General features: G+C 65.4%; 9 protein-coding genes. 6 read left to right on the top strand and 3 right to left on the bottom strand.

Going from position 1 to position 12,117, the window contains the following annotated elements:
* Nucleotides 1–23 precede the first annotated feature (23 nt).
* Together V6U71_RS04280 and V6U71_RS04275 are read left to right on the top strand one after the other, a co-directional pair.
* Nucleotides 24–773, top strand: coding sequence for a helix-turn-helix transcriptional regulator (locus V6U71_RS04280; RefSeq protein ID WP_411341091.1), 750 nt, complete (start codon nucleotides 24–26; stop codon nucleotides 771–773).
* Nucleotides 774–844: 71 nt separating this feature from the next.
* Complete coding sequence (locus V6U71_RS04275) at nucleotides 845–1,948, top strand: pyridoxal phosphate-dependent aminotransferase (RefSeq protein WP_411341090.1); 1,104 nt, start codon at nucleotides 845–847, stop codon at nucleotides 1,946–1,948.
* Between the two features lie 16 nt (nucleotides 1,949–1,964).
* On the opposite strand, the gene V6U71_RS04270 is transcribed toward V6U71_RS04275, so the two are convergent.
* The 3 genes from V6U71_RS04270 to leuC are packed head-to-tail and all read right to left on the bottom strand — an operon-like array spanning nucleotide 1,965 to nucleotide 4,913.
* A complete protein-coding gene (locus tag V6U71_RS04270; protein WP_411341089.1) occupies nucleotides 1,965–2,864 on the bottom strand; it encodes an alpha/beta fold hydrolase in 900 nt (299 codons plus the stop codon).
* On the bottom strand, nucleotides 2,848–3,477 hold the full coding sequence (gene leuD, locus V6U71_RS04265; protein WP_411341088.1) for a 3-isopropylmalate dehydratase small subunit: 630 nt from the start codon (nucleotides 3,475–3,477) through the stop codon (nucleotides 2,848–2,850). The genes V6U71_RS04270 and leuD overlap by 17 nt, the downstream gene beginning before the upstream one ends.
* Entirely contained in the window at nucleotides 3,474–4,913 is a 1,440-nt protein-coding gene (leuC, locus tag V6U71_RS04260; protein WP_411341087.1) for a 3-isopropylmalate dehydratase large subunit, read from the bottom strand. The genes leuD and leuC overlap by 4 nt, the downstream gene beginning before the upstream one ends.
* A 102-nt stretch (nucleotides 4,914–5,015) precedes the next feature.
* On the opposite strand from leuC, the gene V6U71_RS04255 reads away from it, so the two are divergent.
* The 4 genes from V6U71_RS04255 to V6U71_RS04240 all read left to right on the top strand — a co-directional run bounded on the left by V6U71_RS04255 (nucleotide 5,016) and on the right by V6U71_RS04240 (nucleotide 12,112).
* Nucleotides 5,016–5,933 (top strand): LysR family transcriptional regulator, encoded by a 918-nt coding sequence (locus V6U71_RS04255; RefSeq protein ID WP_411341086.1) that lies wholly within the window; start codon nucleotides 5,016–5,018, stop codon nucleotides 5,931–5,933.
* A 162-nt stretch (nucleotides 5,934–6,095) separates the two neighbouring features.
* Nucleotides 6,096–9,101 (top strand): TonB-dependent receptor plug domain-containing protein, encoded by a 3,006-nt coding sequence (locus tag V6U71_RS04250; protein WP_411341085.1) that lies wholly within the window; start codon nucleotides 6,096–6,098, stop codon nucleotides 9,099–9,101.
* Nucleotides 9,102–9,195: 94 nt separating this feature from the next.
* Nucleotides 9,196–10,803, top strand: coding sequence for an AbgT family transporter (locus tag V6U71_RS04245; RefSeq protein ID WP_411341084.1), 1,608 nt, complete (start codon nucleotides 9,196–9,198; stop codon nucleotides 10,801–10,803).
* 112 nt (nucleotides 10,804–10,915) lie between these two features.
* On the top strand, nucleotides 10,916–12,112 hold the full coding sequence (locus V6U71_RS04240) for a M20 aminoacylase family protein (protein WP_411341083.1): 1,197 nt from the start codon (nucleotides 10,916–10,918) through the stop codon (nucleotides 12,110–12,112).
* Nucleotides 12,113–12,117 lie beyond the last annotated feature (5 nt).

Genomic DNA, 12,117 nt, shown 5'->3' with positions numbered 1-12,117 from the left:
TGGGGCTCAATCGGGCGATGGCGATGAGCGTCGAACCCCTTCTGTCGGATATCATCGCCGCCATCGGCGAACCCGACTTCGCCGCCATCGCGGCCGGCACCCTCTGCGCTCTCGCCGAATTCGACCTTGCGGCCGTCGTCGTGCATCGGCCGCACAGCCGGTCGCGCATTCTTCATGAAAATTTCGGCGCAATCGGCCATCGCGCCGGGCTCGACACCTATGCGCGCAAGACCTGCCGGTTCAACCCGATGCTTCGCGGCGCCAGCAGCGGCGCCATGCGCGCACGCGACTATCGCGGGCGCTTCGCCGACATTCCGGAGACCATGCGGCCGCACCTGATCGAGGCGCCGCACGAGGAACTGGGATTTCGGACCGTCAGCTGGCCCGAGCGGCAGGAGGAAGTGGGCGTCTATTTCCCCGGCTGGGGCGGCACGATCGAAATCGGCCTGTACCGCGAGCGCGGCCGCCGGCCGGCGCACGCTCGACTGCTGCGGGCGCTGGGCGAACTGGCGGGACCCGTCGGCACCGCGTTCGAGCGCCACCGCATCCTCGCGCCGGCGTCGCGACCAACGACGTCCGGCTGGCCGGCACTAACGGGCGCCCTGTCCGCGCGCGAGGACGAGATTTGCCGGCTTCTCCTTGCGGGCTGCTCCAGCGACGCCATCGCGCTGCGGCTGTCGCTCAGCCGGCATACGGTCAAGGATCACCGCAAGAATATCTTCCGGAAACTCGGGATCAGCGCCTTGGCGGAATTGTTCGCGCTGGCGCGGTGATCCCACGCCGGGGGGATGGCGGGTGCCTGCGGGCCGTGCCAATCGTCGGCGACCAGCGAAAGGGTTTCATCATGCGCTATGTCCGAATGCCGATCGAAGTCGAATCTCCCGAAGAATATGGATATGGCAATATCCGCTTCAATCTCTCCGAAAGTTCGATCGCCGATCAGTCGCTCGGCAGCCTCGGCCTGACCATCCCCGATCTGACCCTGCTCTACGGCGAGCATCGCGGCGGCCCCGCGCTGCGCGAACTGGTCGTCGCGGACGAACCGGCGCTGACCGCCGACGATGTCCTGATCGCGGGCGGCGCGGCCGGCGCCCTGTTCATCATCGCCACCGCCTTGCTCGGGCCCGACGATCATCTGGTGGTGGTGCGGCCGAACTATGCCACGAACCTCGAGACGCCGCGCGCCATCGGATGCCCCATTTCCTTCGTCGATCTGACATTCGAGGATGGATTTGCCCTCGATGTCGAACGGCTGGCGGCCGCGGTCACGCCGCGCACCCGGCTGATCAGCATCACCTGCCCGCATAACCCGACGGGGGTGACGGTCAGCGAAGAGGAATTGCGCCGGATCGCCCGGTTCGCCGCCGAGCGCGGCTGCCTGTTGCTGGTCGACGAAACCTATCGCGACCTGTCGCTGACCGGCAAACTGCCGATGGCGGCGACGCTCGGCAAGCATGTCATCAGCGTGTCCTCGCTGTCAAAAGCCTATGGCGTCCCCGGCATCCGGGTCGGCTGGATCATCAACACCGATCCCGGGCTGCAGGAGATATTCCTCGCCGCCAAGGAGCAGATCAGCATCTGCGGCAGCGTGATCAACGAATGGGTCGCCGAACATATATTGCAGCGCCGCGACGCCTTCCTCGCACCGACGCTGGCCGAATGGCGGCGGCGGCTCGACCGGATCGCCGCGTGGATCGAGGGCGAAGACCTGCTCGAATGGGTTCGTCCCTCGGGCGGCGTCGTGTGCTTCCCCCGTATGAAAGCCGATCCGCCGGGCGGCACCGAAGGCTTCTACCGCCGGCTGCTCGAGGATCACGGCACCTATGTCGGGCCCGGACACTGGTTCGAAATGTCCGACCGCTATTTCCGGCTCGGCTATGGCTGGCCGACCGCCGAGGAGCTGGAGGGCGGACTGGCGGGCATTTCGGCCGCTTTGCGCGGGTCCTGACGGAGCCTTAAACGCGTCAGGCGGCGAGAAAGGCGTCCAGTTCGGCGAGCAACAAGTCGGGCACCTCTTCCTGCGGACTATGGCCGCAAGGCAGGGCGCGGCCGCGCACGCTGCGCGCCTTCGGCCGCCAGCTTGCGAGGACGTCGAACAGGCTTCCCACCGTGCCGAGACCGCCCCAGAGGAGGAGAAGCGGCGCTTTGATCAGCCGGTCGGCATCGGCGGCATCATGGTCGAGGTCGATGCCCGCCGCCGCCCGATAATCCTCGCAGATCGCGTGGCGTGTCGCGGGATCGCGGTAGCAGCGGCGATATTCGGCGACGACGCGCGGGTCGAGCGAGCCGTCGATCTTGATCTGACCGGAAAGGTGGCGGTCGAGAAAATGATCGGGGTCGGCGGCGATCATCCGTTCGGGCAGGTCGAACGGCTGGATAAGGAAAAACCACCAGAAATAGCGGGTCGCGAAATCGCGGCTGGTCTCGGCATACATCGTCGCCGTCGGAGCGATATCGAGCAGCACGAGCCGCCCGACGCGATCCGGATGGTCGAGCGCCATCCGGTGCGCGACGCGCGCGCCGCGATCATGCGCGACGACGTCGAACCGTGCGAAGCCGAGCGCCGCCATCACCGCAACCTGGTCGGCCGCCATCGCCCGCTTCGAATAATTGCGATGGTCGGCGTCGCCGGGCAATTTTTCGCTGTCGCCATAGCCGCGAAGATCGGTCGCGACGACGGTGAAGCGCTTGGCAAGTTCCGGTGCAACCTTGTGCCACGTCAGGTGCGTTTGCGGATGCCCGTGCAACAACAGCAGCGGCGGCCCCGCCCCACCCACGGCGGCACGGATGCGGACCCCGCCAGCGTCGATGTCCTGCCAGCGAAAGCCGGGCAGCAGGTCGGGATATTCAGGATATACGCTCATCGCTTCCCGCATCCATAAGCCAAGGCTTGCGCGCGAGATAGGCCTCCTCGAACGCCCGGATGCGATCGGCGTGGGTCAGCGTCTCGCCGATCCGGTCGAGGCCGAGCATCAGCGCGCGCCGCGTGGCGGGCTCGATGTCGAAACCGGTCGCCTCAGCGCCCGTCTCGATCCGCTGCGCTTCGAGATCGATCGTCATGTCCCCTGCGCCGTCTTGAAGCTGCGCCGCCAGCGCGGCGACCTCCGCGACGGGCAACGACAGCAGGAGCAATCCGTTGTTCGCTGCATTGTCGGCAAAGATCGCGCCGTATGACGAGCCGATAATCCCCCTGATGCCATATTGCAGCATGCCCCACACCGCATGCTCGCGCGACGATCCGCAGCCGAAATTGGGTCCGACGAGCAGAAAGCGGGTGTCCGCCATATCGGGACGGTTGAGGATGAAGTCGCTCCGCACCGCGCCGTCTTCGTCGAAACGCAGGTCGTGAAAAAGCCCCACCGCAAGCCCCGACCGGTCGATGCCCTTCAGAAACGCTTTCGGCATGATCACGTCGGTATCGATATTGGCGCCGGGCATCGCGGCCACGCGTCCCGTTTCGCGGACGAACCCCTTCATCGAGCCAGCTCCGCCGCGGCGAGTGTCCGCACGTCGGCGAGCCGCCCCATGACGGCCGCCGCGGCGACCATCGCCGGGCTCATCAGGTGGGTACGCCCGCCGATCCCCTGCCGCCCTTCGAAATTGCGGTTGGTGCTCGACGCGCATCTTTCCCCGGGCGCAAGGCTGTCGTCGTTCATCGCGAGGCACAGCGAACAGCCCGACCGGCGCCATTCGAAGCCCGCCTCGGTGAAGATGCGGTCGATGCCTTCGGCTTCGGCAAGGCTGCGCACATGGCTGCTGCCCGGCGAAATCATCGCCCGCACGCCGGGGGCGACCTTGCGCCCCCGCAAGATTTCCGCCGCGTCGCGAAGATCCGACAGGCGGGCATTGGTGCACGATCCGATGAAAGCGCGATCGATCGCGATCTCCTGCAGCGCCATGTTCGGCGCGAGGCCCATATAGGCCATTGCGCGCACCGCGTCGGCGCGGCGTTCGGGCGGCAGATCGTCCGGATCGGGAACGCGGCCGGTGATCGCGAGCGACTGGTCGGGGCTGGTGCCCCAGCTTACCATCGGCGGGATATCGCCGGCGCTCAGCGAAAGCTCCTTGTCGAAGCGGGCGCCGGGGTCGCTGCGCAGCGCATCCCATTCGACACGCGCCCGCGCGAACAGCTCGGCCGACGGCGCGCGCGGACAGCCCTCGATATAGGCCGCCACCTTGTCGTCGGGCGCCATCAGCGCCACGCGCGCGCCGCATTCGACCGCCATATTGCAGATCGTCATGCGCGCCTCGACGCCGAGCGCGTCGATCGCGGTCCCGGCGAACTCGACGGCATGTCCCGCCGCCCCGTCGGCACCGATCCGCCGGATGACCTCCATGATGAGGTCCTTCGCCGTCACGCCCGGCGCCAGCGTCCCGTCGACGGTGATCCGCATCGTCTTGAGGCGGCGATAGACGAGCGTCTGCGTCGCCAGCAGATGCTCGATATCCGAGGTGCCGATGCCGAAGCCGACGACCCCGAACGCGCCATAGGTCGTCGAATGGCTGTCGCCCGCCGCAATCACCATGCCCGGCAGCACCAGCCCCAGTTCAGGCATCACGACATGCTCGATCCCTTGCCGCGGGTCGAAAAGATCGAAGATCTCGATTCCGAAATCGCGGCCGTTTTCGCCCAGATATTCGATCTGGCGGCGCGCACCATCGTCGAGTTGCCCCGCCTCGCGATCCGGATTCGTCGAATTGACATGATCGACCACGCCCAGCGATGCCGCGGGTCGCCAGGGGGTACGCCCGGCGGCGCGGAGGCCGCTGAACGCTTGGGGGCTTGTATATTCGTTGAGCACCGTTCTATCGATATAGAGCAACAATCGTTCGCCAGCGCCGCCGGATTCGTCGAAAGATAATATGCGGTGTTCGTCGACGATCTTGTCGTAAAGCGTTTTGGGCGCCGACATTCTTCTACCCTTCCTGCGGTCTTGCGGGGCTGGGCTTACCGTGCACGGTTCTGGCTATGCCAATGCCGGGACAGTATCAATTGATGCGACGAGTGGAATCAAATGGATATCATGTGGCTCGAGGACTTCATCAAACTCGCGGATGAAGGCAATTTCTCCCGCGCCGCCGAGGCGCGCAACCTGACCCAGCCGGCCTTCAGCCGCCGCATCCGCGCGCTTGAGGACTGGGTCGGCGCAACGCTGGTCGATCGCGATACGCACCGGATCGCCCTCACCGAAGCGGGTCAGGCCTTTCGTATCCTCGCCGAAGAGATATTGCGGCGGCTGACGCTCGGGCGCGATCATGTCCGCGAAATCGGCGGGACGCTCAGCAACGAAATCCGCTTCGCCTCGACGCACGCGCTATCGACGACCTTTTTCCCGTCGTGGCTCCGCAGCCTCAGCGAGGGCCAGGAAGCGGGAACGATCACGCTGATCGCGGACAATATGGTCGCTTGCGAGCGCTTCATGCTCGAAGGAAAGGCCGACTTCCTTCTGTGCCATCACCATACCGCGGCGGCGCACCGCCTCGATCCGGCCGGTTTTGCGTCGCTCCTCCTCGGACAGGACGTCTTGCTCCCGGTCGCGGCGCCCGCCGAGGACGGATCGCCGGCGCATCGCCTGCCCGGGTCGGGCGACCAGCCGCTCCCCTATCTGGAATTCGAGGACAAGTCGGGCATGGGGCGCATCCTGCAGGCGGCGCAGGTGATCTCCGCAGGCTCGGCGGCGCTGCGCACGGTTTTCCGGTCGCATATGGCGACCGCGCTCCTGTCGATGGCCCGCGACGGCCGCGGGCTGTGCTGGGCGCCGCTCAGCCTTGCCGGCGAAGATCTCGAAAGCGGACGCCTTGTCGCGGCGGGCGATGCGAGCTGGCACGTCCCGATCGAAATCCGCATCTATAAACCGATCGCGCGGCGAAGCCCGAGCGTCGAGGCCTTCTGGACGTCACTGAAGAATCGGATCAGGTCGGAAGCCGCCTGAAAGCGCGCGCAACAAAGCTGCGCCAACCCCGCCCGCATCGCACGAATGATTCTATGTCGAACCGGCATTGGGATCGATGACCGCATGTCCATAGACAGGATGGGCCCTTGCACTATCCGGCAAACGAACGGCTTTGGCAGGGGTTCAGGGCGGAGAAAAAACATGATCCAGGGACCGGCAACGGCAGCCTCTTGCGGCAAGCTTAGAATTTCCACTTCCATCCTCGCAATCTCCCTTTTCGCGAGTCTGGCGGGCGCAGCGAACGCACAGGACGTCGCCGAACCGGTCGACGAACAGGGCGTTACGGACGGTAACGACATCGTCGTGACGGGGTCGCGCATCGGCCGTCCGGTCCTCGACCTGCCGACCCCGGTCGGCGTCGTTTCGTCGGATACGCTCGAAAACAACAACGCCCAGTTCGACATCGGCCGCGCGCTCGCGCAGCAGCCGTCGATCGGCTTTTCGGGCAGCATGCAGCAGAGCCAGCAGACCGGCGCGTCGGGCTCGCGCGGTGAAAATAGCGGCGGCCTTGCGCTCGTCGACCTGCGCAGCCTCGGATCGAACCGCACGCTGGTGCTCGTCAACGGCAAGCGCCGCGTCGCGGGCGCGACCGACAGCACCGCGATCGATCTCAATTCGATCAACCCCAATCTGATCGAGCGCATCGAAGTGATCACCGGCGGCGCCTCGGCGATCTATGGTTCCGACGCTGTGTCGGGCGTCGTCAACATCATCCTCAAGGATAATTTCGACGGTGTCCGCATCTCGTTCAACGGATCGCAGCCGACGCGCGGCGGCGAAGGGCTGACCTATGGCGCCAGCCTTGTTGCCGGCATGAATTTCAGCGAAGGGCGCGGCAATATCACCATTGCCGGCGACTATGCGAAGGTGAAGGAAATCACGCCGAAGCAGGCGGGGATGAAAAATTACGTCGCGATGCTCAATCCGGCCGATACCGGTCCCGACGACGGCATCCCCGACATGATCGTCGTCCCCGGCGGCGAAGCGCTGCGCTTCTCCGGCTACGGGGTCGTCGGCTTTAGCAACGACACCGGCGGCCTCGGGCGCTTCGTCTTCAACGACGACGGCACGCCCCGGCCCTTTCCGACGCCGAGCCTGAGCGACGGCAGCCTGTTCGGCATCTTCGAAAACTGCGGCACCGCCTGTTTCCGGTTCGACGATTCGATCTCGCTCGTCCCCGATATCGAGCGCTACAACCTCAACCTCAGCGCCCATTATGACATCAGCGACAACGTCACCGCCTATTTCGGCGCCGACTATAACAACACGTCGAGCTATGGCCGCGGCCAGCCGGTAATCCGGACGGGGCTGGCGATCAACGTCGCCGAAAACGCGTTCCTCAACGAGGATTTCCGCGACGACCTGCTCGCGGCGGGGGCCACCACCCTGCGGCTCGACCGCCTCTTCACCGACCTTGGCCTCCGTTACAGCCAGGTCGACCGCAACAGCCTGTCGTTCGTCGGCGGCTTGAAGGGCGAATTCGAAACCGGCTTCGCCGACCTTCGCTATGACATCTACGGCACCTATGGCCGCACCAAGGCGAAGTTCATCGGCTATAACCGTCTGGTCGTTCCCAACCTGCTCGCCGCGATCGACGCGGTGGTCGATCCGGCGACCAACGAGATCCGCTGCCGGATGGATGTGCCCGCGCTGCAGCCGGTCGGCTATGTGCGCCCGAACATCCAGGGCGGTGGCACCTGCGCGCCGTTCGATCCCTTCGGTTCGGTCAACAGCTCGCAGGCGGCGCGCGATTTCGTCACCGCGACGACGGTCTCGAATGCTTTCATCCGCCAGACGACGGCCGGCTTCTCGCTCGCCGGCGACAGCGAAAAATTCCTGACCATGCCGGGCGGCGGCGCGATCGGTTTCGCGATCGGCGCCGAATATCGCAAGGAACGCAACGGCCGCACCACCGATCCCCTGGTCAAGGGCGGCTTCACCAATCAGGCGGCGACGCAGGATTATGAAGGCGGCTATCACGTCACCGAATTCTTCGGCGAGCTCAGCATCCCGATCCTGACCGACATGCCGTTCACCAAGCTGCTGTCGATCGAGGGCGCGGTGCGCCACGCCGACTATAGCCATGCCGGACAGGCGACCTCGTGGAAGGTCGGCGGCATCTGGGAGCCGACCGACGGCCTGCGCCTCCGCGCGACGATCAGCCGCGCCATCCGCGCCCCGAATATCTTCGAGGCTTTCCGCCCCAGCGAAGGGCAAACGACCAACGTCGAAGACCCCTGTTCGCAAACCAATATCGGCGAGAATCCGAACCGCGCCGCCAACTGCGCCGCGCTCGGCCGCCCGGCGGGGTTCGTGCCACTGAACGGCGGGATCGGGGTGCCCTTCATCGTCTCGGGTAACCAGAATTTGCGCCCCGAAGTGTCGGACAGCTGGACGGCGGGCATCGTCCTGACCCCGACCTTCCTGCCCGGCCTGCAAATTTCGGCCGACTGGTTCAACATCCAGATCGACGACGCGATCAGCTTCCTCAGCCCGCAGCAGATCGCCGAAAACTGCGTCGATCGCGCCGGCGGGCCCGATCCGGATCTCTGTTCGCTGATCACCCGCGACATGAACACTGCCAGCCCGAACTATTTCGGCATCACCGGCGGCAACAGCACCTATGTCAACACGTCGAAGCTGGAAACCTCGGGCCTCGACACGCAGATCTTCTACACCCTCCCGGTGGGCAACGGAAAGATCTCGACCAATCTGGCCTTCACCTATCTGCACCGGCTGCGCACCTATACCTTCCAGGCGCGCCCCGATCTCTACACCGTGCTCGAAGGCTTTTACGGCTACCCCAAATATAAGGGGGTCGTCGGGCTGACCTATTCGAACGGCCCGCTAACGCTGGGCTGGCAGGGCCGCTATCAGTCGAGCCAGAGCCTGACCGACATCTCGCCGGGGATCAGCCGCGAACTCATCGCGCCGCGCAAGACGGGTTCGCGCTTCTACAACGATATTTCGGGATCCTACACGCTGCCGATGAACGGGCGGCAGGAAGCCAAATTCTCGTTCGGTGTCAGCAACCTGTTCAACGTCAAGCTGCCGGTGATGGAATCGGTTCAGGTCATCGATCCGTCGGGGGGCGGCTTCGATCAGTTCGGGCCGGTCGTCCGGCTCGGGCTCGAAGTGAACTTCTGATTTCGGCCGACAGCAATGAGGCTCGCGTCATGGACGCGGGCCTCATATTGTTTGCGGACAACAACGCGATACCGGCCCGGCAGGAGGGGCAATGATGACCGCTGAAACGATCCGTCCTGCCCGCCAGAGGGGTTTCCTCGGCTTTGTCGAGCGGGCCGGCAACCTGCTTCCCGACCCGACGATCATCTTCATCTATCTGATTGTCGCGCTGATGCTCGTCTCGGCACTCGGTGCGGCACTCGGATGGAGCGCGTCGCTGCCCTATTCGGGCCAGACCGCCCCCGCCAACGCCGAACTCGCGAACGGCATGCTCACCTATCGCGCCTCCAGCCTCTTCTCGGCCGAGAATATCGCGCGGCTGTTTACCGAAATGCCGAAGACCTATGCGAGCTTCACGCCGCTCGGCATCGTCCTGACGATCATGATGGGCGCCGCGGTCGCCGAACGGTCGGGGATGTTCTTCGCGCTCATCCGCGGCTCGCTGCGCAACACGCCGCGCCGCTACATGACCCCGATCATCGCGGTGGTCGGCATGGTCTCGCACCATGCCGCCGACGCCGCCTATGTCGTGCTGATCCCGATGGCCGCCGTCCTCTTCGCCTCGGTCGGGCGCCATCCGCTCGCCGGGATTGCGGCAGCGCTGGCCGCGGTGTCCGGCGGTTATGCAGGGAATATCATGCCCGGCCAGCTCGACGTGCTGCTGTTCGGCTTCACGCAGGAAGCGGCGCGGATTGTCGAGCCCGGCTGGACGATGAACCCGCTCGGCAACTGGTATTTCATCCTTGGCATCGTGATTTTCTTCACGCCGATCGTCTGGTTCGTCACCGACCGGATCGTCGAACCGCGGCTCGGCACCTGGAACGAGCCGGTCGACGACGAACTGCGCGCCGATCTGGAAAAAGGCGACCTCAGCGACGACGAGCGGCGCGGGCTCCGTCACGCCGGTCTCGCGGCGCTGTTCGTCGTCGCGCTGTTTGCCGCGCTCTGCCTTTTGCCCGGCTATAGCCCCTTCATCGACCAGAGCGCCGAAGGGCCGATCCGGCTGCAACCGCTCTATGGCTCGATCATCGCCGCGCTGTTTCTGCTGTTCCTGCTCACCGGCGCGGTGTTCGGGCGCGCTGTCGGAACGGTCAAAAACTCCAACGACATCATCGCCATGATGCGCGAAGGCGTGAAGACGATCGCGCCCTATCTGGTCTTCGTTTTCTTCGCCGCGCATTTCGTCGCGATGTTCAACTGGTCGGGCATCGGGCCGATCGTCGCGATCAGCGGCGCCGAAAAGCTGCAGGGGATGGGCCTGCCCGCCCCGCTCCTGCTCGTCTGCGTGCTGCTGCTCTCCTCGCTGCTCGACCTGTTCATCGGATCGGCGACGGCGAAGTGGAGCGTGCTGTCGTCGGTGGTCGTGCCGATGTTCATGCTGCTCGGCATCAGCCCCGAAATGACGACCGCCGCATACCGGATGGGTGACAGCTACACCAACATCATGACGCCGCTGATGAGCTATTTCCCGCTCGTCCTCGTGTTTTGCCAGCGCTGGGACAAATCGATGGGCGTCGGTTCGCTCCTCGCGCTGATGCTGCCCTATGCGCTGTGCTTCATGGCGACGGGCATCCTCATGGTGGTGGCATGGGTCGGCTTCGACCTTCCGCTCGGCCCGCACGCGCAGGTATATTATCAGGTCGCGGCCCATACGGTGCCCTGACGGAGCGGAACCATGAAAATCGCAGCGGAACATATAAGCATGTCCAATCGGCATTGGGGTCGGGCCGGCCCTGTCCCTAGTCTCACCTCGCCGCGCCAGGAGGTGGTTCCCCATGTCCGTTGACCTGACATCACTCGAAGCCGACATGACCGCCTGGCGCCGGCATATTCACCAGCATCCCGAACTTGGCTTTCACGAACAGGGTACCGTCCGCTTCATCCTCGACCTGCTCGAAGAATTCGGGGTCGACGAGGTCCACACCGGCATCGGCGGCACCGGAATCGTCGCGACGATCCGCGCCGGAGCATCCGAACGCGCCATCGGTATCCGCGCCGATATCGATGCGCTGCCAATGACCGAATTGACCGAGTCCGATCACAAAAGCTGCACGCCCGGCGTCATGCACGCCTGTGGCCACGACGGCCACACCACGATGCTGCTCGGCGCCGCGAAGCATCTCGCCGCAACGCGCAATTTCGACGGCGCGGTCCACCTGATCTTCCAGCCCGCCGAGGAATCGCTCGGTTATCAGGGGCCGGCCGGCGACCCCGACGGCGGCGCCAGCGCGATGATCCGCGACGGGCTGTTCGAGCGCTTTCCGATGGAGGCGATCTTCGGCATCCACAACCGCCCCGGCATCGCCGCCGGCAAGCTCGCCGGGCGGGCGGGCGCGCTCTATGCCGCCGCCGACAAGTTCGAGATCGTCGTGACAGGCAAGGGCGGCCACGCCGCGCGACCGCACCTCACCATCGATCCGGTCCTCGTCGCGGCGCAGATCGTCATCGCGGTGCAGAGCATCGTCGCGCGCAACACCGACCCGATGGACGCCGCGGTGGTGTCGATCTGCAAGGTCGAGGCCGGCACCGCCTTCAACATCATCGCCGACGAAGCGCGGATGGGCGGCACGGTGCGTACGCTGTCGCGCGCCAGCCAGGATGCGGTGGAGAAGCGGCTGCGCGAGATCGTCACCGGGGTCGCGGCCTCGTTCGGCGCCACCGCCGAACTCGATTACGAGCGCGGCTACCCTGCCCTGCACAACCCGGCCGATCTTTATGCGAAGGTGCGCGATATCGCGATCGGCGTCGTCGGCCCGGAGCGTTTCGTCGACCTCGACGCGCCCGGAATGGGGGGCGAGGATTTCGCGCGCTATCTCGATGTCGTGCCCGGCTGCTTCCTGCTGCTCGGCAACGGCGACGAGGGGCCGGGATCGGTGATGCTCCACAATTCGCACTATGCCTATGACGACAGCATTTCGCCGACGGGTGCGGCGTTGTGGGTCGCGCTGGCCGAGGCATTTTTGCCGAAATAACAGGA

The organism is Sphingopyxis sp. J-6, from assembly GCF_046603995.1.
Lineage (GTDB): Bacteria > Pseudomonadota > Alphaproteobacteria > Sphingomonadales > Sphingomonadaceae > Sphingopyxis.
The sequence above is the reverse complement of the archived record's forward strand: the minus strand, read 5'-3'. Positions and strand labels throughout refer to the sequence as shown.